Below are 24,523 nucleotides of genomic sequence, written 5' to 3' on the forward strand. Positions count from 1 at the left end.
ATGCCAGAAAATTGTAGTTTCAAAAGCGTGAATTAAAGCTATCCCAAAGGGAAATTTTCAACTAAAACTCCCGAATTTCAGGATGAATAAATTCATAACCCGCTTCCTTAATCTTGAGATTGGACACCCTAGCATTATAAGGACGGACGCTGGGGCTTCCATCCCAAGTAACTTGAGGCAAATTATTAGCTTCAAAAATGCGATCGAGCAATTGACTACTCGATAGCGGCACATCTCCCACTAAATTATAAACTCCCTGCAATCCCTGTTCCCAAGCAAAAATTAATCCCCCAACAATATCATCAAGATGTACCCAATTAGTAGCATCTTCTCCTCGACCAGGACGAGTAGTGCCGGCCCAACGTCCAAAGATTTTCACCAATTCTCGTCCAGGTCCATAAATTCCACCCAATCGGAGAATGCAAACTTTGAGATTTGGACTTGATGCTGTTAATAAAACTCGTTCTGTTTCTGCGAGAATTTCACCGTTGGGATTAGCGGGTGCGACTGGTGACTCTTCATTGACTACTGCACCTTGGCGATCGCCATACACTGAATAAGTCCCTGTATAAATCACCTGCTTGACTGTGGGGTTCTCCTTTAAAACTGATACCAAAGTAGTTGCTGTATCTAAGTAACTTTCCTGATAAGCATCAGGATTGGGAGCGCCTACACATAGCATAACAGCATCTTGGTCTTGCAATAAAGCAGCGATCGCCTCTTTGTCATTTCCTTTAAGCACAGCCACTCGGTGGACAATTGCCTCCAACTGGGCCACTCGTTCCCTGGTGGTGGTAGTCACAGTCACGGTATAATCAGATTTTGTGCGTAAATTTTTAGCTACGGTTGTACCCACATACCCACAACCGACGATCGCAACTTTCATCAAAAATTCTCCTTGGTTTCATCCTCTCTCAAATTATTACCGGTTTCGACGATATTTTGCTGTCATTTTTGTGGTAAAATGTCAATCGTCGCGATCGACTGGATTAGCATCATGTCTGAAACAAATATTTTTGCCACATCCTCAGAAAGTGAACTTTTAGCCTTTTATGGAGCTTTATTTGCCATCGCAGCCGCGGATGGTTCCGTGGATATTGACGAACTAAATCTGCTGTTTAAAACCATAAATTTAGACCAATTTTCTGAATCAGCCAAGACTCAAATTCACTCCTACATAGCTAGTCCCCCCGCCCTCAAAGACTGTTTGGGAACTCTCGCCACCTCTGCTGATACACTCCGTTTGGGAATCATGTATTTTGCCGTCAGCATTGCTTGGGCAAATAATAGCATTCATCCGAAAGAAAGTGAAGCGATCGCATTTGCCCAAACACAGTTAAGAATTTCGGACGAGCAAATTCAAGCTATGCAAGAGTCCATCGCAGATTTCAAAAAAATTAGGGAAGTGGCACCGCATCCAACTCAAGCATCAGCATCTTTCAAGTCTGGTGTTTCCCGACTCAAAACTGCTGGCATTCCTCTAGATTTAATCGATCCCAAATTAACTGCCACAAACATGAGTAATGCCAAAACTAATTACTCCGATGAAACCTTTTGGGCTCAACTGAAACAATTTGCTTTAACCGCCGGCAAAGAAGTAGTTGAAAAAGCTTTGATACTATACTACACTGCTCAGAATCCCAAGGTTCCTGGTTGGGCAAAAGGCGTGGTAATTGGAGCTTTGACTTATTTTATATCTCCGGTCGATGCCATTCCCGATGTATTAGTTGGCATCGGATTTACCGATGATTTGGGAGTATTATTAGCAGCCATCGCTACTGTTTCCGTATATATTAATGCTGACACCAAACAACAAGCTAAACAGAAAATGAAAGATTGGTTTGGCACATAATATTAAGTCTGGTTAATCAACTCCCATTAAATTGGTGAGTAATGAGGACTTTAGTCATCAAGAACCTAAAGTTATCAATGGGAATAAAGCCCTCACTAAGGATTTAATGAGTCTAGCGGATCATTCTTTAAGAGGTTTGCCTTCTCGATTCACAATCCGGCTTTCACCATCTGATGCCGTCACATTTTCATAAACGCCTTCATCCCGCTTGACGTACTTGCTGAAGCCCTGATTTTTATATTCCGTGTCGGAAGTGGGCTTCATCAACCTGGGGGCGCTCAGCAATCGGCGCACCGTCGCATCTGCGGGCGTGTCTCCAAGTTCACACTTAGCCAACTCACACAGTTGGCCCCAAGTCGAAACTTCCAGGCTCATACTGTGCCAAACTTCTAGCTGCTGGTTGTTGCTGGAACAGAAATAATCGTATACAGGCATAGCAAAAATCTCGATCGCAACTACTAAAATTATTAATTGCACACTTGTTTCGACTATTTTAGCTGAAAATCACTCTAAATTCAACTGAAATAAGTAAAATTTACTATTTTAAATAGTCATTGACAAACTGCCATCAGCTATATAATTAACCCTGTGCAGTTGGTGGAGATCGCGATCGAGACAAGGCTCTTTCCCGATCCTCACCCGATCGCCGTAGCAGTTTGCACAACTAGAGCTCGATCGACGGCTAGCAAATGACCCGAAACCTGGCTTAATGCCGTCACAGGATCGATGGTAATTTTCTGACAGCACAAAAATCACTGACCATAACTTTCAATTTTATTTATGTACTCACAACCGAGGATTTACGGATGAGCGATTTCAAAGTTACACCAGAAGTAGAGCTAAAAACAGCTCAAATGTTAGAGCGATATCAACTGCAAGACGAGGCAATTTTACGACGTTGGGCAAAACTGCACGGTATCAATAGCACTCGCGGTTTCTTCTATCCCAGCGAAGTAGACTTGATCGATCATGCCCACCATCACATTTACAATTTGGGAATGAGTATTGCTGACTATCAAAGTCTTTTAGACCGCCGTCGCGATTATTCTCAAAGCCCTGGGGACCAGAACCAAACAGTGGATAGTCAAGTAGCGAATGAAGCTTATGATGCTATAGAAATGTTGACCGAACAGTATTCTGAAGCTGTTGATTTAATGGGAGAACGTATAGCAGATCATTTCATTGACGAACTAGATTTATCTGTGATGCGACACCTTTCTAAAAAAGTGAAAGACCGCCGTGTGCTCAACGGTCAAAACCCCAATCCGAACCGTTTTCTGCAAGTAATAAAAGCAGTGCTACAACCTAGCAGTGGTAATACGCTGTTAGTCCCAAAAAAAAGTGACGACCCTAGTTTAGAATTAGAACATCACCACCGACTCGGCTAAGGGAAAAACCTAAAAAAAAAACACCAAAAACCCCGACTTTTGAGAGAAGTCGGGGAGTTTTACCAGCAGGAAGAAGGAACACGGAAGCAGGAAGATGGCAGAAAAAAGTAGGAATAAACTTAATTATTTTAGCTAGGAAAAACTTCCTCAATGCGGGGCATTTTTTACAATAAAAAATCAATTTATAACTACAGAGGGATTTGTTCTCTGCCGAAATCAGAGATAATAATAAGTCGATCGCACCAGTCCAACTCACTGAATATAGAAAAATGATTAAATCATGGATGGTAATTGGAATTGTTGTTTTGCTAGTAGGATTAGCTTCTAACTTAATCGCGCCCAGCGATATTAAGTGGTTCAATCGACTGCAACGTCCCAGATGGTTAGTATTTGAAAAAGCAATTCCGTTAATTTGGACGGTAATTTTTATTTGTGGAGCTTGGTCAGCAGTGATTGTTTGGGAAAAATCACCATGGACTCAGGAGACTTGGTGGCGAATGGCTTTGTACCTGCTTTTAGAAATAGTTACTATGTCTTACACGTCGGTGATGTGCAAACTTCGCAGCCTGAAAGTCGGCACCATTATTGGCGGGACAGGCGCTATTTTAAGCGTCATGCTGGCTTTAAGCGTGTTGCAAGTTTCTGAACCAGCGGCCCTGTTACTACTGCCTTATATACTGTGGAGTCCGATCGGCACTTATACCACTTGGGCAATGATAGAGCTGAATCCAGCGGATGTTTAAGATCAAATCCGGTAGCATCATCCTGTATTCATCTCTCTTCTCTCCCTCTGTGTTCTCTGCGCCCTCTGTGGTTAAATCACCTGACGATGCCACCTTAAAACCGATTTGGAGGTCTAGACGGCTCAGTTTCCGGGGGAACAGGAGGCCTAGATTCAGCAACCGGAGGATTCAGCGAGTCCTGCCAAACTTGGATTTGCGATCGCGCCTCATCAAAAGACCGAGTACCCGCAGGAATTTTCTTCAAAATAGCGATCGCCCCTGCTAAATCCGACGAAGACTGTTCCATCCCCATCGCCAAAATCCGCTGACTCCACTCATCAATCGCCTGAGTCGCTTGCGATCGCAGAGAACTCCCCTCCGGCACCTGACGAGCCAAGGAAATCGCCGTTTCCAAAGCATCAGGAGTCCCAGCTTGAGCCGCCTGACGAGCACTCTCCAACCCTTGCTGGCTTTGAGCCTGAACATCCCAAGTCCGAATGTTCGATCGAGCTTGCTCGTACAGCACCCTTCCCGGTCGAATCCGCCTCGCCATCTCAATAGCCTCCGTCAAATAGCCCTTGGCCGCTAGCTGCTGAGCTCTGTCCAAAAACGGCTGGTCAACCAGTCGCTGTCTCCTGTCAATCCAAGCTTGAATTTTAGTCTGAGCTTCCCCATACAGAGCTCTACCTTGACCGATCATCCTAGCTTGAGCAACGGCAGATTCCAGAGCATTTGGATCGCCTGTATTCGCCAATTCGTTAGCCTTTTGCAGAAACGGACTGTCTTCGATCTGCTCGATTTGACGGCTGAAGCGACTAATTAGGGCGCGGGCTTCCCCAGAACGAGGATTGGCTTCGGGAACTGTTTGCAATTGGGCGATCGCAGCCTTCAAATCCTTCACCCCTCCCGGTGCCGCCAGCCGAGAGGCCAAATCCAAAGTTTTCACATCAGCTATTTCCTGTTGCCAACGGGTGACTAAATCTTGAGCTTTTTTGTATAAAGGACGGCTCGAATTCAAATTTTTAGCCATCGCCACAGCCTTCGACAAACCGTCAACATTACCTGTCAAAGCTTGACCAGTAGCATTAGCCAACTCATTAAAATCTTTGACTTGTTCCTGTAAACTGCCACCGTCAGGAATCTTATTGGCGATCGCGATCGCCTGCTGCCAATCACCTGATTCCAAACGCTTTTGAGCCAGAGCAAAAATTTTCTGACTCAACTCCCCGATTAGCTTATTTGCAGCTTGATACAAATAACTCTTTTGGTCAATTCCCTGAGCCAGCTTAATCGCCGTCACCAGGTTATCAACTCCTCCATCCTCCGCTTTATTTCGGGCTTTAATTAACTTATTGCCCTCAGCTTTAGTCGCCTGAATTGCCTGAGTTATTTCCTCATATTTAGTGGACTCCCAGAAAGTATTGCCCGTATCCAACAACAAAGTTGCTTCACGGAAAGCCAGAACCCACTCTTCCTTACGCAAGTGGTTTTCTGCCGTGCGGTAAATTTTTTCTGCATCGTTCCAACTAGACTGCCACTTTTCAATCTGCTTTTCCACCATGGGATAAGCAGAAACATTTTGAGGGACTTTACGGGCGATCGCGATCGCCTCCGCCAGTTGTCCTTCTTGAAAACTCACATTTCCCAGCCTGAGAATATCCTCCGCCCACCGATCGATTTGACCGTTAATTCTCGGCCGCATCGGGTGATCCTGTGGCAAAGCATTCACTAATTCGATCGCCCTGAGCAAATCATCCGCCGTCCGTTTGCTAGCAGCTTCTTGAGCACAAAAAAAGCGATCGTTAGCCGAAGCCGTCGGCCAAAAAATCTTCGAGCAATTCGACTGAGAAGTCAGGTTGAACAAAGATGCAATTGCCACAAACCCCAGACCCACCGACAGCATCAAACTCACCGCCAGCCAAAATTGCCACTTCTTCGACCACCGCAGCCACCAAGGATTTTTTTCTTCCGGTGGCTGGGAATGTTCCCCCGACGAACTCGGCGGTAATGCCGGATGCTCTCCTGGCATTTGGCCCGAAGTCAACATATCGCGGAGTTCTTTTAGTCTCTCAGCGCGGTTTTTCCGTGCGGGAACAGGCACTAATGATGAAGTATCTGGTGTTGGTTCCAAGGATTTTGATGCAGACCAATGGCCTGGTGTTTTGGGATCTTGACTCATAGAAGCTAATCTAGCCGACTGATTTATACTAGGCAGAAGACTACCCACAGTCAATATTGTGGAAGCATCCGGCGATCGATAAATTGGCAATGGGCAATTAGTCAAGAGCCAAAGCCCCATTCCTGCCCATTGCCAATTACACATTATTGCCCTAAGAGCCGGACTGCGATCGCAAATCCCCAATCAATTCAGCCAATTGATCGCTGCTAGCCTTGTACACCTCATTACAGAAATGGCAAGTAGCCTCCGCCCCGTCATCTTTTTCAATCATGTCTTGAAGTTCCGCCTCGCCCAGCATTTTTAAGGCTCCCAAAACTCGATCGAACGAACAGCTACATTGAAAGCTGACCATTTGAGTTTCCGGGAAAATTTCCAGCCCCATATCTCCCAGTAGCTGTTCGAGAATCTCGTGCAAAGTTTTACCCGATCGCAATAGTGGCGTAAAGCCAGAAAGCTCTGCAACTCGCGACTCCAGAATCGTAACCAGTGCTTCATCCCTCGCCGCCTTCGGCAGAACTTGTAGCAACACACCCCCAGACGCTTGCACCCCGTCTGCTCCAACAAACACCCCCAACACCAAAGCCGAAGGAGTCTGCTCAGAAGTTGCCAAGTAGTGAGTCAGGTCGTCACCAATTTCGCCGGAAACCAACTCCACCGTACTAGAGTAAGGGTAGCCAAATCCAACATCCCGCACCACGTACAAATAGCCATTACCTATGGCCCCACCCACATCAAGTTTGCCTTTAGCATTGGGCGGAAGTTCCACCTCTGGATTTTCCACATAACCCCGAACCGTACCATCGAGTCCAGCATCGATCAGCAATCCGCCCAGAGGTCCATCTCCTTTGATCCGAATATTAACCCTAGATTCAGGTCGCTTCATGCTAGAAACCAGTAACAGTCCCGCAGACATCGTGCGGCCAAGGGCTGCCGTCGCCACGTAGGAGAGTTTGTGCCGCTGTCTGGCTTCTTCAGTCAGGCGGGTAGTGATAACGGCTACAGCACGAATTCCGCCGTCTGCTGCTGTAGCGCGAATTAATTGATCTGCCATGAAAAACCTTACTTTTGCCTTTTGATCGCTGCTTCAATCATTTTAGGACTTCCTTTAGGTTGGCGTAGCAGGCCATTTAGTTTTGGTAGCAGACTTGTCCCGATCGCGCTATTTAATTTTTGTGAACAAACCTGACCGTCAACTGAGTACAGTTAGACCGCAGGCTTCTTTTTCCTTTTTTGCAAAGGCTTTTTTGAGTGACGGAGTTCCCCCGCCACTTTCGTAACTCAGACCAATTTTTCTAATAAGTTTCGCTGAATTTTCATCTCGATCCAAAGATGCTCCGCACTGACAGGAATGCCATCTTTCCGACAACTCTTTCGGTACTTTATTGAGGCAATTCCAGCAATACTGAGAGGTTCCCTTCGGAGCAACAAATAAAACACTCTTACCCAACTTCCAAGCAACATACCTGAGAACATTGGCAAATTGACCGTGAGCAGCATCAAGCATTGATTTATTCAGGCTACTTTTAGCCGATTGACCGTTTGGCAAATAAACCAAGTTATTGCCACTGTCAATATCAGTTTTAGGCTTGGCGCGTCTGGTCAGATTCTTTAGGCTCAAATCTTCAACAACTAAAACATCACACTTGCTGTATAACTCCTGTGCCGTTTTAAATTGAAAATCCAATCTAGCTCTAGCTACGAACTGATGGAGCCTAGAAATCTTACTCTCGATCATCTGCCAAGGTTTAGAACCTTTAACTCTGTTCGCTAACTTTGCTTGAAGCCTTGCTAATTTCTCGGCAGATTTCCTCAAGAATCTAGGGTTATCGACTCGAACGCCATTGGAAAGATAGACGTAATTAGTAATCCCTAAGTCAATACCAAGAGTGTTTTCATCAGTCGGTTGAATTTCTACAACCGTCACGGGAACCGTCTTATCTTCTAGCGTCAGGGAAATATACCACCCGTCCGCTTCCCGAATAACAGTCCCCGTCTTGACCTTGAATCCTGCTGGTATTGGACGATGGAATACCATCGGCACTTGCCCTATCTTAGCAAGGTTGATACAAATTCTATTCTGCTCATCCTTGACAATATCTAAATTGTCTAACTGAGGATAGGTGAAAGATTTGTAGTAGTGAAATCCCTTGAACTTGGGTTTTCCCCTACGATTACCGTTTTGATCGGGTGTTGTGAAATTTGAAAAGGAAGTTTCCACTCGGTTGACTACATCCTGTAAAACCTGAGAATTTAAAGCTTTGTAGTCGGGAAACAGCTTTTTAGTGTTTTTCAGGTCAGCTAACTGGATGGTTTGCCACTGCACGTAACCACCTTCAATGTTCGAGAAAATATCACCTTTTTTAGTTAAAGGATTACCTGAGTCATCTTTTTTCCTGCCGTCCCTAGTTTGCACTCTAGTTAAGGGAATATTTTGATAAATTTCCTCAACAGGAACTATGGAAGCAGTTAAGGGACAGGCGTTAATCGGTGTTCTCGTGGCTTCCCACCATCTAAACCTTTCGCCGATTCGGTAGTTGTATTGTCGGCGACAAAGTTCTAAATGAGCTGCAATCGTTGTTAATTGGGCTTTTGTGGGTTTGAGGCGGTACTTATACGTGAGTTGCATTTTCTGTACTTAGGAAGTATATTGAGAATCAGGATGCTCCCGAAGATTGATTTATGGTAACTCAATCTAATTGTCGGCTTCCGTCCGCGACATCCGACGAGCCTTTCATCACGCTCGGTAATTCAATCGGGGTACTTCGCGCAGCGCTCTGATACGTCCCCTCTGAATATACCCTTAGACTTCCCGGCTGGTAGTTAAAACAATTAACCAAAGCTTATCTTTCCGCTAACCAGACGATTACCAAGCCTTTACCTTCATCCGTTAGAGTCAGAGCCATAGGTCTCAAACCACTGTTTTTTAGCTGGAAAAAAGAGATATGCCACTAACTTCTAAGCCACCTTTAGCAGAAATCCAGCATAGCACAGGGATCGAGCGGAACTTGCATTTTTATGGCAAGGGCGAAACAATTCCTCTGATGTCCCAAGGCCTGTGGCAAGTTTGTCAAGGTCTAGTGCAATTGAGTACCCTTTATCCAAGTGGGGAAGAAGGACTTTTAGGTTGGGCGGGGCCTTCAATGTGCTTCGGTTTATGGTTGACCAGCTTGCAGACTTACCAGGCTACTGCAACATCAGATGTCTACTTGATCTGGTATTCTATGGTAGAAATCGAAGCTTCTCCTCAATTAGCTCAGGATTTGCTGCCTCAAATGGGCAGGCGACTCCGACAAATGGAAGCTATTTTGGCAATCGCCGGACAGCGCCGAGTTGAAGACCGTTTGTATCAGCTACTATTATTGTTGAAACAAGAATTCGGTCAGACAGTAGTTGAAGGGACTCGCTTAAATATCCGCTTAACACATCAAGATATTGCTAATGCGATTTGCACTACCCGCGTGACGGTAACGCGAATGCTGGGAAAATTGCAGCAGCAAGAGTTAATCATTAGAGACAAAGACCGTCATTTGATTCTCAAAAAAGATGTTTTTGCGTCCGCATCCGATTTGTTTGGTTACAAACCTCAAGCGGTCATTAGTCATTAGTTATTGGTTATTAGTTATTGGCGGCGTCGTGCGTCAGATATGAAGACTTTAGTTCGATCGCAACTTAGGCTTTCCAGGCGGTTTCCCGCGTCCCTCCAAAGAAACCACCTCAGCCTCCGAACTTTCCCTCGCCACCCGAATCAGCAGCCCCGACAGCAAAAAACTTGCCACCATCGAAGAACCCCCATAACTAAAAAACGGTAGCGGCAAACCCGTAGTCGGCAAAACCCCCGTCGCCACCCCAATATTTAGCAGCGACTGTCCCACCATCACCACCATCGCCCCGATCGCCACCAACTGAGACTCAACATTCCGGGCCTTCATCGCCACCCTCAAAGCCACAGTAGCGTACACCGCCAACATCAACAACAGCGAGAAACCTCCCACCAAACCAAACTCCTCAGCAAACACAGCAAAAATAAAATCGCTGTACTGAATCGGTAAATAAAATAACTTTTGCTGCGACATCCCCAAACCCACACCCCAAATACCACCGGAACCCACCGCCAGCAGACTTTGAACCAACTGATAGCCATCTTGCATAGGATCGGCCCAAGGATTCAGAAAAGACATAATCCGGCGGCGCTGATATTCCCGAAAACTAATACTTAAAACCGCCAACAGCATTCCCCCCATAGCCGTTGCGCCCAACTGTAAAGCAGGCAAATTAGCAGCCAAAGCCACCAACCACAAAGTCATCCCGCACAAAGCCGTGGTACTCAAATTCGGCTGCAACAAAATTCCCAACAGCATCGCCCCGAAAATTCCCAACCAAGTAAAGCGAACTTTATTCGTCAATCTAGGCCAGTTGCCGAAAATGCGAGCACTTTGGAGAACGAAAAAGGGCTTAATCAACTCCGAAGGTTGAATAATCGGAACAGGGCCCAGAGATATCCAGCGAGTCGCCCCGTTGATGGTGGTTCCCACTCCGGGAGCTAAAGTCAGCCACAGCAACCCCAGCAACATGAGAATGCCCCACTGAGCTGTTTTGATTAGGTAGCGCAGGGGGGAGTAGATCATCAAGTTAAAACCTGCCAGCCCGATCGCCACTGCGATTAGCTGTCGTTTCATATAATAAAGACCATCTCCAAATTCTGAATTGGCGATCGGGTAGGAAGCCGAGAACAAAGCTGTCAGCCCAGTAAACAGCCACAAAAAAGTCAGCCATCTCAGCCAGCGGGCCTCAGCAGCCCATTCAGATACCGTGGGGTCTAAAAATGGAATGAAGCGTCGAATATCAGCAGCCATAGGATTTTAAAAAGATCTCAATAAACTATAACAAAGATGATTACAGTACCAGATTGGTTGATTTACTCGTTAATCTGTTATCTATTATATGGTTTTTGGGGTTTTTTCGGTAATTTAGCGACTAAATATGTTGACTACCAAACTGCTTTTTTTTATGAAGCAATTGGTGCTATCTTAATGACTTTATTTATTCTTATTCAAAATAATAGTTTGAGTTTTCAGGGAGATGTGAGGGGAATTTTGTTTGCTGTGTTAGTTGGGGTTTGCGGAACTGTGGCATCATTAGTCTTTTTTATAGCTGTTGGTAAAGGTAAAGTTGCTAACGTAGTCAGTGTTACCTCTATTTACCCCCTGATTACCATACTATTATCGGCTTTATTCCTGAAAGAGGCTATTACATTACCACAAATTATTGGTGTTTTGTTCGCGATAATCGCAGTGATACTGTCGGCTTATTGAAATATTTGCGATCGGATTATAGCAATCCTAAATCATTTGTGAATTTCTTACTCCCTCCCCTTCATAAGGGGAGGGTTGGGGTGGGGTAAAAAACTTTACGACTCATTTAGGACTGCTATATGCACTATTAAGTAGAATATCGATGTCATGATTTAACCGCAGAGAGCGCAGAGGACACAGAGGGAGAGAATTGAGAGATGAATACAGGCATTGGTGTCAACTTAACGTCAAACCCAGTCAGAGACTGCTGTTTGACTATTAAATCTAGATCCGAACGAGCCCCCCTTAAGAAGGGGGGGACAAGAGTCTTCTCAAAGTCCCCCTTCCCCCCTTGGGGGGGGCTAGGGGGGGGTGGGGATTTAGGGGGATCTAGACTTAGGTAAAAGCAAGAGATACCAAGGGTTTCAGGCTTAAGTTGACACTAATGGAATACAGGAGAATGCTACCTACCGGATTTGATATCACCTCGGATCTTAGGCTGTTTGTCATAAACCGGGTTTTTGGGTAATATTTACGCTTAGTAAATTGCCCATCGGAAAACCCGGTTTTTTTGGGTTTTAATGTGTCATGCCTTCACCTAAATAAGCTTGGATCAGTAACTGCTTCAAATCTGCAATCAAAGGATAGCGGGGATTGGCACCAGTACACTGATCGTCAAAAGCCCGATCGGCCATTTCTTCTACATGAGCCAAGAAAAAGTCATCGGCGACACCTTGTTCTAAGAGTACCTCTTGAATTGTGGCTGGAATTTCCACTTGACGTTTTAACTCTTCCACTGCTTCGATCAACTTTTCAACTTTTTCCTCGTCAGTCTCGCCACCTAAGTTGAGATAGTTGGCAATCTGAGCATAGCGCCAAGTGCTATTAGGATACTTGTTCTGCGAGAAAGTCGCTTGCTTAAATGGTACATCCGTCGCATTGTAACGAATCACATGGGAAATCATCAGCGCATTTGCTAAACCATGCGGAATGTGACAAGTTCCGCCTAACTGGTGGGCGATGGAATGACAAACTCCGAGGAAAGCATTCGCAAAGGCCATACCTGCGATCGTAGCAGCATAATGGACTTTTTCCCGTGCTTTGGGGTCTTTAGCACCATTTTTGTAAGCACTGGGCAGATATTTGAACAACAGACGAATTGCTTCTAAAGCTAATCCGTTGGTATATTCAGAAGCCAGTACGGAAACGTAAGCTTCGATCGCATGAGTTAACGCATCTATCCCACCATAGGCTGTCAGTCGTTTGGGCATATTCATCGTCAATTCTGGATCGACGATCGCAATATTTGGAGTCAAAGCATAATCTGCAAGGGGATATTTGATACCAGATTTTTCATCTGTCACCACCGCAAAAGGAGTAACTTCCGAACCTGTCCCCGATGTGGTAGGAATTGATACCATCATTGCCTTTTCTCCCAAGGGTGGAAGTTCATAAACGCGCTTGCGAATATCCATAAATCGCATCGCCAATCCTTCAAACTCAATATCGGGATGTTCGTACATTAACCACATCACCTTCGCGGCATCCATCGGAGAACCGCCACCAAAGGCAATAATCACATCGGGATGAAAGCTATTGCAAATTGCTAAACCTTTACGCACGGTGGCTAAGGAAGGATCGGGTTCCACATCATAAAAAGTATAGTGAGCGATGCCGATTTCTTCCAAACTATCAGTAACTTCTTTGGTTAATCCGAGTTCAAATAAAGGGCGATCGGTAACAATTAAAGCCCGTTTTTTCCCCGCCAAATCCCGCAGCGCTACTGGTAAACAGCCAAATTTGAAATAAATCTTCGGGGGAATGCGGAACCATAGCATATTCTCCCGACGGGAGGCGACAGTTTTGATATTCAGCAGATGATGAGGTGTCACATTCGCCGAAACGGAATTACCGCCCCAGCTACCGCAGCCCAGAGTCAAAGAAGGATCGAGACGGAAATTGTAAAGATCCCCGATCGCCCCTTGGGAAGATGGAGTATTAATCAGCACCCGCGAAGTTTCCACCTTGGTTTCAAAATAACGAATATGTTCCTGATTGCTAGGGGCTGTATACAGCGCCGAAGTATGTCCGTGTCCCCCGAATAAAATTAAGGCTTCTGCTTTTTCGACAGCATCATGAAAATCAGTGGCGCGATACATCGCCAGAATCGGTGACAGCTTCTCATAAGCAAAAGGTTCATCTTTGTCGATCGCCTCTACTTCCCCAATCAAAACTCTAGTATTCCCTGGTATTTCCAACCCCGCAACTTCCGCAATTTTGCTCACCGTTTGTCCAACGATTTTCGGATTCAAATGTCCATCGGTTAAAATCACCTGACGAACTCGATCCCGTTCTTCAGAATTCAGGAAATAAGCACCGCGCTTGATAAATTCCTGTCTGACAGATTCATAAACTGCATCTACCACAACCACCGATTGTTCCGAAGCACAAATCGTGCCATTATCAAAGGTTTTACTCAAAATTATCGAACTCACCGCCATTTGAATATGGGCTGTTTCATCAATAATTGCCGGAGTATTTCCAGCGCCTACGCCGATCGAAGGATGTCCCGAAGAATAGGCTGCTTTCACCATCCCAGGCCCGCCTGTTGCCAAAATCAGCTTGATATCGGGGTTTTGCATCAAAGCTTGGGAAAGTGGCACTGTTGGCTCATCAATCCAGCCAATGATATCTCGTGGAGCACCCGCCGCTACTGCCGCATCCAGCACAATTTTTGCCGCTGCGATCGTGCATTCTTTAGCATGGGGATGGGGCGAAAAAATGATCCCATTTCTAGTTTTAAGCGCAATCAAAGACTTAAAAATAGTGGTTGAAGTGGGATTGGTGACAGGCACAATTCCAGCTAGGAGTCCCACGGGTTCGGCAATGCGTTCGTAGCCAAAATGTTTGTCTGATTCAATTACACCACAGGTTTTATCATTTTTGTATTTGTTGTAAATCATTTCTGAGGCAAAATGATTTTTGATGGCTTTATCTTCGATTACGCCCATTCCTGATTCTTTTACCGCTGCTTTGGCTAAGGGAATCCGCGCAGCATTAGCAGCCAAAGCTGCTTGTTTAAAAATGCGATCGACTTGCTCTTGAGTAAAAGTAGCAAATTCTGCTTGTGCTGCTTTTACGTTTTCAATTAACAGTTTCAATTCATCAATGTTGGTGACTTTCATTGTCAATTCTCCTCGGCTTTATTGTTGTGAAATTGTCGTGAAATTCTGAGATTGTAGATCCCCCTAAATCCCCCTTAAGAAGGGGGACTTTGAGAAGATTCCTGTCCCCCCGTTTCTTAAGGGGGACTTTGAGAAGATTCCTGTCCCCCCGTTTCTTAAGGGGGACTTTGAGAAGATTCCTGTCCCCCCGTTTCTTAAGGGGGACTTTGAGAAGATTCCTGTCCCCCCGTTTCTTAAGCGGGACTTTGAGAAGATTCCTGTCCCCCCGTTTCTTAAGGGGGACTTTGAGAAGATTCCTGTCCCCCCCTTCTTAAGGGGGGCTAGGGGGGATCGAGCCAACTTTAACTAAAGTGCGATCGCCCCGATCGCCTCTATCCCGCGATCGCGAAAAATATCAACCGTTTGCTGAACCTGTTCAGCCGAAGCGGGTGGTGTATCTTTCAGCTCATAACCAAGCCCTAATTGTTCCCATTTATATTCCCCCATTTTATGAAAAGGTAGAACTTCCAATCTTTCCACATTTTTGAGAGTCGCGATAAAATCTGCTAACTTCTCCACGTTTTCAATATTATCGGTGAGGTGTGGAACCAACACAAATCGAATCCAAGTGGGTTTGTCAATCTCGCTGAGATATTTTGCCATTGCTAAAGTTGGCTCGATGGAAACATTGGTAACTTTGTAATAGAGTTCAGGAATGTAAGATTTGATGTCTAGTAGAACTAGATCGGTCATTTCTAGAACTGGTTTGGCAATTTCTAAACCACAATAGCCAGATGTATCAAGGGCCGTATGCAAGCCTAGTTGATGACAGCGATCGAATATCTCTCTCGTAAATTCAGGCTGCATCAAGGGTTCGCCACCGCTGACAGTCACGCCGCCTTTCCGAAGGTAAGATTTACATTTTTTGATTTCATTAATCAGATAATCAACTGTAACTTCTTTACCATCATGAGCGTTGCGACAATCAGGATTGTGACAATAGAGACAGCGCAGAGGACAGCCCTGAGTGAAGACAATAAACCTAATTCCTGGCCCGTCAACAGTACCAAAGGTTTCGATTGAATGAATGCGTCCAATTCCTGACATGAAATTTTTAGTTACTAAGGTTTGAAAGCAATGCTCCCCAATAGTTTTTTTGCTTGGTTTGGGTTTCGACACTTCGACCCTTCGACCCTTCGACTACGCTCAGGAACCGCGTAGGCTGAGCGTAGTCGAAGCCGAAGTCGAAGCCAAAGCATTTACCACTCGTTTAGGATTGCTATCTAGACACGTTCGTGGAAAGTCCGTTTAATCACATCTAATTGTTGTTCGCGAGTCAGCTTGATGAAATTAACCGCATAGCCAGATACGCGAATCGTCAATTGAGGATAGTTTTCGGGATGTTCCATTGCATCTAGTAAGGTGGTGCGATCGAGGGCGTTAACATTAATATGATGACCGCCATCATGGAAATAGCCATCGAGTAAACCAACTAGATTATTAGTGCGATCGCTTTCGAGTCTTCCCAAGGCCGCGGGCAGAATTGAGAAGGTATTCGAGATACCATCTTGACAGTCACTATAGGGCAATTTTGCCACAGAAGATAGCGAGGCGATCGCGCCGCAAGAATCTCGTCCGTGCATGGGATTGGCACCGGGTGCAAAGGGTTCTCCCGCCTTGCGTCCATCGGGAGTGCTGCCTGTTTTTTTGCCGTAGACTACATTGGAAGTAATCGTCAGGACTGACTGAGTAGGTACTGCGCTACGATAGGTTTTGTGCTTGCGAATTTCGTTCATGAATCGTTGCACTATGTCGATCGCCATACTATCAACGCGATCGTCATTATTCCCATACTGCGGATAATCGCCTTCAATTAGATAATCCACCGCCAAACCTTGCTCGTTCCTTTCTACTTTAACTTTGGCGTATTTAATCGCGGAGAGGGAGTCAGCCACCACCGACAAGCCCGCTATGCCGCAAGCCATTGTACGGTAAACATCGCGATCGTGCAGCGCCATTTCCAGCCTTTCGTAGCAATATTTGTCGTGCATATAGTGAATGACGTTCAGCGTATTGATGTAGGCTTTTGCTAGCCACGCCATCATTTGCTGCAACCGTTCATTTACCTCTAGGTAATCCAAATATTCGGCAGTGATTGGTGCGAATAGAGGTGCTATTTGGTCGCCAGATTTTTCATCTTTACCGCCATTTATAGCATAGAGCAAAGTTTTTGCCAGGTTCACCCTTGCGCCAAAAAACTGCATCTGTTTACCGATTCGCATCACTGATACGCAACAGGCGATCGCATAATCATCGCCATAGGTGGGGCGCATCAAATCATCGTTTTCGTACTGAATTGAACTGGTGTCGCTGGAAATTTTAGCACAGAATTCTTTGAAGTTTTCTGGTAAATGTTCTGACCATAATACAGTCAGGTTTGGTTCTGGTGCTGGGCCGAGATTTGAGAGTGTGTGCAAGAATCGGTAACTGCTTTTTGTTACCATAGTTCTACCGTCTGCACTCATGCCGCCGATCGCTTCTGTTACCCAAGTGGGATCGCCGGAAAACAGCGCATTATAGTCAGGAGTCCGCAAAAAGCGCACCATCCGCAGCTTCATTACAAAATGATCGATCAGTTCTTGCAAGTCAACTTCCGATCTCGCTCCACTGCGTAAATCCCGATCGAAATATACGTCTAAAAACGTGGATACTCGACCCAGGGACATCGCCGCCCCATTCTGCTCTTTGACAGCGCCTAGATAGCCAAAATAGAGCCATTGCACAGCCTCTTGGGAGTTACCCGCCGGACGACCAATATCAAAGCCGTACTTCGCCCCCATTTCCTTGAGTTCAAACAAAGCCCGCACCTGTTCTGATAACTCTTCCCGCAGGCGAATTGTTTCCTCGTCCATCATGTCGAGTTCGAGGGATTCTTGCTGAGCTTTTTTGTCATCAATTAGGCGATCGACTCCATACAAAGCCACGCGCCGATAATCCCCAATAATCCGCCCGCGCCCGTAAGCATCGGGTAAACCTGTGATAATCCCAGAACGCCTCGCCATCCGCATTTCACGGGTATAGACATCGAACACGCCGTCATTATGGGTTTTGCGATATTTAGTAAAAACCTCTTCAGTTTGCGGATCGAGCTGATAGCCATAGGCTTCCAAACCAGCTTTGACCACGCGAATCCCACCGTAGGGCATGATAGCGCGTTTCAGAGGTTGATCTGTCTGCAAACCAACAATTTGTTCGAGTTCCCGATGAATGTATCCAGCGTCATGGGCTATAATAGATGATGGTACTTTGGTATCAACATCCAATACACCCTTTTGAAGTTCTAGTTTCATCAGTTCCAAAACTTCTTGCCAAAGCTTCTGAGTCCTTGTCGTTGCTCCTACTAGAAACTCGGCATTCCCTTCATAGGGTGTGTAATTCTTTTGAATAAAATCCCTGACATTGACTTCTTTTGTCCAACTCCCTTCTGTAAAGCCGTACCATTCTGCATACATAGCTTTAATCTCCTATTTAGGACTTGTTTTCAAGATGTCGCTCTTTCATCTTTTGTATCCATTATATATCTATCCCATCATCTCCCATGGAAATGCTGTCAGGTTTTTACAAAAGTTAACTTCTTGATGGTCCGATCGCAATTATCAAGTCCTGTCAACAGGTATATATAGCCTTTGGAGTGAAAGATGAGGTAAGAGCGAGAATTGGTAATTGCTAATTGCTAATTGGTAATTTGAAAACTCTGTAACTCCCGGCATTTATCTAAAGCCAACATATAAGCGGTTTGATAGTCGGTACCGCCTAACATCAAATCCCCGTAATATTCATAGGGTAGATCTCCATAAACTGGCAGTGGATCGTCGAGAGGGTAATCTTCCTTTGACTCTTCTAAAATTGCGGTCAATTTTTTGATACTGAGACTTTGGGCGGGAAAATAGTAAAGGTTTTCAGCGGTAAAGCCCAGGTGCGGGAAGGTTGGGTCAATAATGCGATCGCCCAATTCCAGCCAGCCATATTCCAGAGGTTGCTCGGAGATGGCAGGTATCACCAAAAAGCCTTGAACATAGATTGCACCTTCGATGACTAAAGCTGCTCGATAAGCATTGTCAAAGCATTTTTCAGGTGGGCTTTTGATGATACTGGCAATTTCTTGGGAAAGGATTTCATCTAATATTTTTGTCATTGTCGGCTGATTAATTACCATTTTCCTGGCATTGTGTCCTTGAGTCTCAATTCTTCTCGACTCATGAGAGCTTCGTAATAATCTGGTTTAATTTCTAGGGCTACTCCATAGGAACTAATGGCATCTTGATTACGGTGCAATTTTTGCAATACATCGCCTCGATGAGACCAAGCTTCCCAGTTATCTGGCTTGAGTTGAATTACCTTGTCAGCAGCTATAAGTGCTTCAGCATAGCGTGCCATTTTTGCTACTACAATGGAGCGGTGCATCCAGGCTTGATAGTTGTCAGGCCAGATGGTAATTGCTCGATCGTAGGCTACCAGGGCTGGTTCGTACTGCTGCAAATTTTCGAGAGCCTTGCCACGTTTTAACCAAGCTTCAAAATTGTCGGGCATGATTTGAATGACTTGGTTGTAGGCGGCGATGGCTTCTTGATAGCGCTCTAATTTTTCTAGGGCTGCCCCTTGTTGTAAACCAACTTTTGAGGAAATTTGTGCTTCGGAACTCATAGAAATTACTTTATCGTAACAGGCGATCGCCTCTTCGTATTGTTGTAATTGTTCGAGAGCTGCCCCTCGCAGGTTCCAAGCTTCTAGAAAATTGCTTTGAATTTGCAGGGCATTACTGTAAGCGATGATTGCATCTTTATATCGTTCCAATCCGGCTAAAGCGATGCCTCTACCTAGCCAAGCTTCGGGGAAATTGGGATTGATTTGAATTGCTTTGTCAAAAGCTGCGATCGCCCCTTCATAGTCTGCTGATTCTGACAGAGTTTGACCGCGGCCGATCCAGACTTCTGGATAAAACTGATTAATTTGAATAGCCCGATCGAAACAAGCAATAGCGGCATCATGCTGCTGGTGTTTAAGGGCCATACCCTTATAAAACCAAGCTTCGTAATCGTTAGGTTGTAGTTGAATTACCCGATCGTAAGCTCTAACTGCTTCTGAGTATCGGTGAAGTTTTGCCGATGCTATGCCTCGATTGAACCAAGCCAGACAATTTGCTGGTTGTAATTCTAGGGCGCGATCGTAAGAAGTGACAGCTTCAGGATAACGCTCCGTTTTCATCAGAGCCAAGCCTCGGTTCAACCAAGCTTCCCAATGAGTTGGTACGAGCTTGAGGGCGCGCTCGTAAGCAGCCACTGCCTCCGAGTTCCGTTGGGCTTGCAACAGTACATTACCTTGACGAAACCACATGGCGGGCAAATTGGGATGAATTTGTGTGGCTCTTTTGTAACTACTTGCTGCGACTTCCCACTGTTGCAATTCTTCCAGAGCTCGGCCGCGCTGATACCAAGCTTCGTGTTTTTCCGAATTAATTTCAATTGCTTTGTCAAAACCCGCGATCGCCTCGGAGTAATTTTGTAAGCTTAACAGTGCCGTACCGCGTAGCATCCATGCCCAATATTCTTCTGGTTTGAGAGCTATAGCTCGATCGCAACAGGCTACGGTTTGGAGATATTGCTCCAATTGCTTGTAAGCCTTACCCAAATTCAGCCATGCCCTAACCCAGTCTGGCTTAATTTGCAATGCTTTTCCGTAACAATCCACGGCTGCTTCATATCTTCCCGATGCGTACAATCTATTTCCCCGATCGTAATCAGGAAATGCTGCAAAAATCCTGAAAATTGGTGGCAGTAAGGTTCCTTGGGGGGTTAAAAATTTGTCATTAGAGGTTGGAGGGGGAGAAGTTGATAAGTCTGACATAGGCTTTGTACATAAAAATTTTGTTGAACAACCAGCAGGGCGGTCTTAATATTAACTTATGCTGTGCTTAACTCGCTGCTATAGTCAGATAAATTTAACATATTTTCAATCAAATTTTGTATGGTTTTTGTGCACGCAGTTTTAGATTTTACCGATGCTAATTGGGACTCGATCGCCTTTAGCTCCAATTATTGCTATCAAGGTCTTTGCGTTCAAAGCGGTGAGTTGCTGAGATTGCATCGTACAGTTCAGTGTGAGGCGATCGCCCGTGGTTTGATGCAGCACCTTGGGGAGGACGAGTGTCATTCCCGCGAGGGCAAAATGTATGGAGTCTTGCTAGTTGAAACCCTCGGAGGGGAAAAAAGGGTACTCAAAGCATTTTCCGGGCTTTTGAATGGTTCTAGCCACGTTCCCGGCTGGGTAACACCCATTCCCGGACGCGATCGAGTGGCATTGACAGAGGCCCGAACCTTGACTGAATTGGAGTCGATGAAACAGGAACTGATGCGGCTACAACAGCTTCCGCAGCGGCAGGAATATGACAGACGATTGCGGGAGTGGGAATTGGAATTAGAGGCTTTGGGCGATCGGCACAAAATTTGCAAGCAGGAACGAGTTCTAACACGGGATTTACTGTGCAGAACTTTGGTAGGAGAAACACTAAAAATAGCTCTCGAAGAACTTAATCAAGCAAGTCGATTAGAAGGAATTGAACGCAGGCAACTTAAGCGGGAGCGGGATGATAAATTGCAGCCATTAAAACAATTAATTGAAGCTGCCGATGGGCGGATAACTGAACTGAAACAGCAGCGTAAAAAACTGTCTCGCGAACTGCAAATGCAGATGCACGAGGCTTATACTTTGGTAAATTTTTTGGGAAATTCGCGATCGCTCCAGCAATTGATGCCCAGCGGTTCGATCCCCACTGGAACCGGCGATTGTTGTGCGCCAAAATTGCTCCACTACGCGGCTTTACACAATCTGAAACCCTTGGCAATGGCTGAGTTTTGGTGGGGGCCATCCTTGGGGGACAAAGTTCAGGGAGAGTTTTATGGTGCTTGTGGCGATCGGTGTCAGCCATTGATGGGGTTTTTGCTATCAGGATTAGCTCAAAATCGGAGTGTTTTTAAGAATGTTAATAACTGCGAGGTAGATGCTGTTGGTGACAGTGACAACTGCGAGCATCCCGATTATGTAAGGGCGAAGCATGACCGCAGACAATTTATTAGCTCGCGCCAGAGATTTACAGCGGTCATGCTTCGCCCCTACGAATATATTTGCCAAACACAGATGCACCCTGACAACTTAACATCAAACCGACTGTTTCGCTTGTTTGTATTGAAGTCTAGATCCCCCCTAACCCCCCTTAAGAAGGGGGGGACAAGAAATACTCTGAAAGTCCCCATGATTGACGGGGGGACAACAAATAATCTCAAAGTTCTCCTTAATGACGGGGGGACAACAAATAATCTCAAAGTTCTCCTTAATGACGGGGGGACAACAAATAATCTCAAAGTTCTCCTTAATGACGGGGGGACAACAAATAATCTCAAAGTTCTCCTTAATGACGGGGGGACAACAAATAATCTCAAAGTTCTCCTTAATGACGGGGGGACAACAAATAATCTCAAAGTTCTCCTTAATGACGGGGGGACAACAAATAATCTCAAAGTTCTCCTTAATGACGGGGGGACAACAAATAATCTCAAAGTTCTCCTTAATGACGGGGGGACAACAAATAATCTCAAAGTTCCCCTTAATAACGAGGGGACAACAAATAATCTCAAAGTCCCCCTTAATAACGGGGGGACAACAAATAATCTCAAAGTCCCCCTTAATAACGGGGGGACAACAAATAATCTCAAAGTTCCCATGATTGACGGGGGGACAACAAATAATCTCAAAGTCCCCCTTATTAAGGGGGATTTAGGGGGATCTAGACTCGACAAAAACCAACATTTATTTTCTGTCTTAAGTTCTCACGAATCAGAACACCCTGGGAAAGAGATGAAAGGAGGGCTTATAGCCCACCCCAAAAACAATAATTTTGATGGTGGAATAGGCATCTTGCCTGTTCCTGAACCGAGAAAAATGCTACCAATTATTTATGAGGATAAATGGTTAATAATTATCAATAAACCTGCCAATTTACTATCAGTTCCTGGTCGTTACCTAGAAAATCAAGATAGTGTATTAAGTCGTTTCCGCAACTTGCTAGTCGATGGATTTAATTTGAATACCGTGCATCGTTTAGATTTCGATACATCGGGAATTTTGATATTAGCACGGGACCAAGAGACTTACAGAAAACTTAGTTTACAATTTGAAAAAAAACAAGTTAAAAAAGTTTATGAATCGATACTTTCCGGCGGGATAGATATAAAATTTGGGTCGATCGCCCTGCCACTGTGGGGGAATCCTGACAATCGACCGATTCAGGAAGTTAATTGGGAACGTGGAAAACCCAGTGTGACAGAGTTTCAGGTGATTGGAAGAGAAGGAAATTGCTCGCGCATCGAATTTGTGCCGCTCACGGGACGGACTCATCAATTGAGAGTTCATGCAGCGGATGTGAGAGGATTGGGAATACCGATTTTGGGCGATCGACTTTACGGATGCAAAGCCGATGGAATGCGATTACACTTACACGCTAGGGAAATTTCTTTTGAGCATCCGCAGTTGGGAAACAGGCTATACCTAAAGGCAGAAATGCCATTTTGATTTGGCTCAAAATTACGCAATCTCTGAATTGTTTGCGATTTTGTGATGTCATTATCATTGTAATGGTTCGATTCAAGCTATGGTAAGAAGCAAACGCGAATTTCCAGAATTCTTCAGTTGACAAATTAGCAAAACCATGAACATCCAAACCACATCGCCAGCCCTGCTAAGTTCCTTCAAACTTGGAGATTTACTCCTAAAAAACCGAGTAGTTCTTGCACCCTTGACTCGTGGCAGAGCCGGTGAAGCGCGGATGCCCAACGCCTTAATGGCAAAGTATTACGCTCAGCGGGCTGCGGCGGGTTTAATCATTACCGAAGCCACAGTGATTTCGACTCAAGGTATTGGCTGGGAAAATACGCCCGGAATATATTCCGACGAGCAGCTTGAAGCCTGGAAACAGATTGTAACTGCGGTGCAAACTCACGAAACACCGATTTTTATGCAGCTTTGGCACTGCGGGCGAGCTTCCCACAGCAGTTTTCATGAAAACGGTCAATTGCCCGTTGCAGCGTCTGCGATCAAAATCAATGGAGAAGGGCTTCATACCCCTGTAGGAAAACAACCCTACGAAACTCCTCGTGCTCTAGAAACCGATGAAATTGCGATCGTTGTAGAAGACTATCGCAAAGCAGCAGAACGAGCAAAAGATGCAGGTTTTGACGGTGTAGAAATTCACGCTGCTAACGGCTATCTAATTGACACATTTCTGCAAACCAAAACCAATCACCGAAATGATTCCTATGGCGGTGGAGTGGAAAACCGCTACCGTTTTCTCAAGGAAATTGTGGAGGCAATTATCACAGTATTTCCAGCAAATAGAGTGGGAGTGCGACTTTCTCCCAACGGTGTTTTCAATGACATGGGTTCTCCAGATTATCGTCAAAGTTTTCTGTACATTGCAGGGCAGTTAAATACCTACAACTTAGCTTATCTTCACCTGATGGATGGCTTAGCTTTTGGCTTTCATGAATTGGGAACGCCGATGACACTAGCAGAGTTTCGTGAGGTCTTTGCAGGTACTCTGATTGGTAACTGCGGATATACCCAAGAACTGGCAGAAACCGCCATTAGTAGCGGAGTGGCGGACTTAATCGCCTTTGGTCGAGATTTCATCAGCAATCCCGACTTGGTAGAGCGTTTCACTCATGGCTGGCCGCTCAATCCCCCTGCTGAAATGCCTACCTGGTATTCTTTTGGTCCAGAAGGTTATGTGGACTTTCCTACCTATGAGGCATCTCAAGCGGCTTCCTAATCCCAGAACCAGATGGATGAGTGCCAGTTGAGATCTAGAACGTTTCC

General features: G+C 45.3%; 18 protein-coding genes. 7 read left to right on the forward strand and 11 right to left on the reverse strand.

The features are described from left to right. Positions 1-61: 61 nt before the first annotated feature. Entirely contained in the window at positions 62-886 is an 825-nt protein-coding gene (locus P2A85_RS21390) for an NAD-dependent epimerase/dehydratase family protein (protein WP_377475386.1), read from the reverse strand. A gap of 111 nt (positions 887-997) precedes the next feature. Here P2A85_RS21390 and P2A85_RS21395 point away from each other — a divergent pair, with 111 nt between their 5' ends. Beyond that, on the forward strand, positions 998-1,852 hold the full coding sequence (locus P2A85_RS21395) for a DUF1232 domain-containing protein (protein ID WP_377475387.1): 855 nt from the start codon (positions 998-1,000) through the stop codon (positions 1,850-1,852). 120 nt (positions 1,853-1,972) lie between these two features. Here P2A85_RS21395 and P2A85_RS21400 read toward each other — a convergent pair whose 3' ends face one another. Beyond that, positions 1,973-2,329 carry a zinc ribbon domain-containing protein gene (locus P2A85_RS21400; protein ID WP_340518751.1) on the reverse strand — a complete coding sequence of 119 codons (357 nt, stop codon included), beginning with the start codon at positions 2,327-2,329 and terminating at the stop codon, positions 1,973-1,975. 329 nt (positions 2,330-2,658) lie between these two features. Here P2A85_RS21400 and P2A85_RS21405 point away from each other — a divergent pair, with 329 nt between their 5' ends. Then, on the forward strand, positions 2,659-3,240 hold the full coding sequence (locus P2A85_RS21405; protein WP_377475389.1) for a hypothetical protein: 582 nt from the start codon (positions 2,659-2,661) through the stop codon (positions 3,238-3,240). A gap of 269 nt (positions 3,241-3,509) precedes the next feature. Further along, positions 3,510-3,983 carry a TspO/MBR family protein gene (locus P2A85_RS21410; protein WP_371122084.1) on the forward strand — a complete coding sequence of 158 codons (474 nt, stop codon included), beginning with the start codon at positions 3,510-3,512 and terminating at the stop codon, positions 3,981-3,983. Between the two features lie 94 nt (positions 3,984-4,077). Here the strand turns inward: P2A85_RS21410 and P2A85_RS21415 are convergent, their stop codons facing one another. The 3 genes from P2A85_RS21415 to P2A85_RS21425 form a co-directional block, all read right to left on the reverse strand. Then, entirely contained in the window at positions 4,078-6,246 is a 2,169-nt protein-coding gene (locus tag P2A85_RS21415; RefSeq protein WP_377475391.1) for a tetratricopeptide repeat protein, read from the reverse strand. 46 nt (positions 6,247-6,292) lie between these two features. Beyond that, entirely contained in the window at positions 6,293-7,192 is a 900-nt protein-coding gene (gene hslO, locus P2A85_RS21420; RefSeq protein WP_377475392.1) for an Hsp33 family molecular chaperone HslO, read from the reverse strand. A gap of 138 nt (positions 7,193-7,330) precedes the next feature. Then, positions 7,331-8,767: an RNA-guided endonuclease InsQ/TnpB family protein gene (locus P2A85_RS21425; RefSeq protein ID WP_377475393.1), complete on the reverse strand. Its 1,437-nt coding sequence runs from the start codon at positions 8,765-8,767 to the stop codon at positions 7,331-7,333. A 316-nt stretch (positions 8,768-9,083) separates the two neighbouring features. Here P2A85_RS21425 and P2A85_RS21430 point away from each other — a divergent pair, with 316 nt between their 5' ends. Next, positions 9,084-9,746 carry a Crp/Fnr family transcriptional regulator gene (locus P2A85_RS21430; RefSeq protein WP_377475394.1) on the forward strand — a complete coding sequence of 221 codons (663 nt, stop codon included), beginning with the start codon at positions 9,084-9,086 and terminating at the stop codon, positions 9,744-9,746. 48 nt (positions 9,747-9,794) lie between these two features. On the opposite strand, the gene P2A85_RS21435 is transcribed toward P2A85_RS21430, so the two are convergent. Beyond that, positions 9,795-10,994, reverse strand: a complete 1,200-nt coding sequence (locus tag P2A85_RS21435; protein WP_377475395.1) for an FtsW/RodA/SpoVE family cell cycle protein — start codon at positions 10,992-10,994, stop codon at positions 9,795-9,797. A 36-nt stretch (positions 10,995-11,030) separates the two neighbouring features. On the opposite strand from P2A85_RS21435, the gene P2A85_RS21440 reads away from it, so the two are divergent. After that, a complete protein-coding gene (locus tag P2A85_RS21440; protein ID WP_377475396.1) occupies positions 11,031-11,453 on the forward strand; it encodes an EamA family transporter in 423 nt (140 codons plus the stop codon). A gap of 557 nt (positions 11,454-12,010) precedes the next feature. Here P2A85_RS21440 and adhE read toward each other — a convergent pair. The 5 genes from adhE to P2A85_RS21465 all read right to left on the reverse strand — a co-directional run bounded on the left by adhE (position 12,011) and on the right by P2A85_RS21465 (position 20,500). Beyond that, positions 12,011-14,617, reverse strand: a complete 2,607-nt coding sequence (gene adhE / locus P2A85_RS21445) for a bifunctional acetaldehyde-CoA/alcohol dehydrogenase (RefSeq protein WP_377475397.1) — start codon at positions 14,615-14,617, stop codon at positions 12,011-12,013. Positions 14,618-14,962: 345 nt separating this feature from the next. Beyond that, the gene (gene pflA, locus P2A85_RS21450; RefSeq protein ID WP_377475399.1) at positions 14,963-15,703 is read right to left on the reverse strand and encodes a pyruvate formate-lyase-activating protein; all 741 of its coding nucleotides are present in this window, start codon (positions 15,701-15,703) and stop codon (positions 14,963-14,965) included. A 176-nt stretch (positions 15,704-15,879) separates the two neighbouring features. Beyond that, positions 15,880-18,108, reverse strand: a complete 2,229-nt coding sequence (pflB, locus tag P2A85_RS21455) for a formate C-acetyltransferase (protein WP_377475400.1) — start codon at positions 18,106-18,108, stop codon at positions 15,880-15,882. Between the two features lie 221 nt (positions 18,109-18,329). Then, on the reverse strand, positions 18,330-18,812 hold the full coding sequence (locus P2A85_RS21460) for a hypothetical protein (protein WP_377475401.1): 483 nt from the start codon (positions 18,810-18,812) through the stop codon (positions 18,330-18,332). Then, positions 18,806-20,500 (reverse strand): tetratricopeptide repeat protein, encoded by a 1,695-nt coding sequence (locus P2A85_RS21465; RefSeq protein ID WP_377475402.1) that lies wholly within the window; start codon positions 20,498-20,500, stop codon positions 18,806-18,808. The genes P2A85_RS21460 and P2A85_RS21465 overlap by 7 nt, the downstream gene beginning before the upstream one ends. A gap of 120 nt (positions 20,501-20,620) precedes the next feature. Here P2A85_RS21465 and P2A85_RS21470 point away from each other — a divergent pair, with 120 nt between their 5' ends. Together P2A85_RS21470 and P2A85_RS21475 are read left to right on the forward strand one after the other, a co-directional pair. Then, a complete protein-coding gene (locus tag P2A85_RS21470) occupies positions 20,621-23,221 on the forward strand; it encodes a pseudouridine synthase (RefSeq protein ID WP_377475403.1) in 2,601 nt (866 codons plus the stop codon). Between the two features lie 136 nt (positions 23,222-23,357). Beyond that, positions 23,358-24,476, forward strand: a complete 1,119-nt coding sequence (locus P2A85_RS21475; RefSeq protein WP_371115498.1) for an alkene reductase — start codon at positions 23,358-23,360, stop codon at positions 24,474-24,476. Positions 24,477-24,523 lie beyond the last annotated feature (47 nt).

It is taken from the genome of Microcoleus anatoxicus (assembly GCF_042465725.1).
Classification (GTDB): Bacteria; Cyanobacteriota; Cyanobacteriia; order Cyanobacteriales; family Microcoleaceae; genus Microcoleus; species Microcoleus anatoxicus.